This window comes from Gilliamella sp. B2772 (genome assembly GCF_026536985.1).
GTDB classification, from domain to species: domain Bacteria; phylum Pseudomonadota; class Gammaproteobacteria; order Enterobacterales; family Orbaceae; genus Gilliamella; species Gilliamella apicola_E.
Genome location: NZ_JAFNNB010000010.1, coordinates 1 through 2,205, shown reverse-complemented (window position 1 = coordinate 2,205; position 2,205 = coordinate 1). Strand labels below are relative to the sequence as shown.

General features: G+C 37.8%; 1 protein-coding gene. It reads right to left on the bottom strand.

What is annotated here, in order from left to right:
• Window positions 1–123: 123 nt before the first annotated feature.
• Window positions 124–1,431 carry a hypothetical protein gene (locus J3T98_RS11160; RefSeq protein ID WP_267362927.1) on the bottom strand — a complete coding sequence of 436 codons (1,308 nt, stop codon included), beginning with the start codon at window positions 1,429–1,431 and terminating at the stop codon, window positions 124–126.
• Window positions 1,432–2,205 lie beyond the last annotated feature (774 nt).

Below are 2,205 nucleotides of genomic sequence, written 5' to 3'. Positions count from 1 at the left end.
GGCTAAACCACAAAATCGCTTTTTATTTGACAACCACCTTGACTCTTCAAGTCAAATATTTCTTAATAATTTAGCTACTCCTTTATCCCCCAAGCTTTAAGGCTTAAGGAAGAAGGAATAAAACTATGGATAGACGCAAAGCCCGTCGAAAGACGCATTATTGATCCAGCCTACAAAACCGTAGTCTGTATCAATGACAAACTGACTACTACCGAACGTATCACTAGTCCAGCTCCAATGGTAGCGGAAGCCAAAGTCCATCATACGACCCCATTCCGTAAGAAAGCCTGCACCGATATGACGCATGAAATTATTAGTTGATGAGGGAGGAGTGGCACTAGGTATCACTGCATCTGTACGAACTGCATTTGTTAAATCTTTTACTTTAACAAGACGATAACCAATACTATCACACCAAGATAAGATTTCAGGATAAGAGCCCCTCTTATTGCCACGGTGGACGAACCACTGCTTTAACGTAAAACCATATTTAACAACTGTATTACCATTACTGTCACGACCGACTAACTCGAAGGTCTGAGGTAAAATAGGTGTGGAAATACTATCAGGACTGACTGAATTCTGTTGAAATTCATTTGCAAAAGGACCAGTTAAAATAACATGTACGCTTGTAGCGGTAGAATTAGTCATAGTTGCTGTGATCCCCCCCTGAGATACCGGAGCCCAAGACAACGCCTGATTAACATCGCTAATGAGTAAATCAAAGTAAAATCCATTAGCGCCAGTAGTCGGAAAGTTTTGACTATAACGTGATGGGTCAGTTGACTGAGTAAGAAAACCATTATCTGGATCCCACATCCATGCCGGACCAGCATATTTATCTGTACCAAAATTCAAACTAGGTCTGGCAAAACATATCACCGGCATAGCCTTAGGATTAACAAAATAAGTTACACTACTTGCGTTGAAAGTACTACTAGGAGGAAGACCATAACGTGTAGATAATACACCGTCAGTACTGGATAATGTAACACGATAAGGTGCAGAATTATTACAGGTAGTTAATACGGCATTACGTGACACCGACCGATTGTTATTATCGACGATAGATAAACTTAAAGAACCAGTAACAGTAACGTCACTATCACCATCATCATCCCCCCAATAATTATTAGGAGGACCGATAAGAGAACTTAAAGCGACTGAATCGGTATCAGTTGGAACAAACATGTCTATATCAGTAAAACTCTGACCCACAACCGGCAAGACGATTGGGGTTGCCGATGAAGGATTGGTTGATGGCGTATATTGCGTACCATCAGATAACGTAATCCCGAGCAGATCGTTAGTATTAATCGCACGAGTACGACCACCATCGAAAGTCAAATACGGCGCATTACCGTGAATCACATTTGAGGTTTTAGAGGTTAATGCATGGATGGTAAAAGGAATTAAAACAGCTACGCCCAAAAAAATCTGCCGGAATAAATTAGATCGAAAAGAGGATCGCAAGAAGGATCTAAAGTAGGATCGAAAAAAAGATCGCGAGAAAATTTGCAAAATTCCGCATAATTGCGTGAAAAAATAAACTTTGGTGAAAAATAAACGCTGGGTGCTTAACTTTGACGAATTTAAATTATAGGTTGGCCAAGTTGCCTGTTGCCTGTTGAAAATTATAGAACATCTGCGACAATCCTGTCAAGTATATTTTTGATTTATTTACTGTTTTGCTTGAATTTTAGCCATCCCGCTAAAACGCTAAAAGAGTATAGTTACTGGAAAAACACGATGCAATTCTTTTTTTGTTTTGGATCGTTAACATTCGTAAAGAAGATCGCAAGAAATATCTTGAAAGGATCGACTATCTATTGTTTTAATTAAAATCATCTTCCTTACAAACCTTTAAAAAACTATAATTAAGATCCTGAAAAAATTTACCTGAGTGATGAATAATTTTGATAATTTGATAATTTTTAATCGAAATTTAGAACCCCAAAAACCCCGCTCCTCAACTTTTCTGATATAAAAATAATTAAAATACATCATCATTTAGAGCCAAATTATTCATATGGCAACATTGCTAGGTGGAATTTTAAACACTAAAACTACTACTGCTCAAAAAATCCCCCCCCGGTTGAGGGATGATGATGAACGGGGGAGGCTAAACTATAAAATTGCTTTTTATTTGACAACTATTTTGATTCTTAAAGTCAACTACTCCTTGATAATTTAACGCTACCTTTA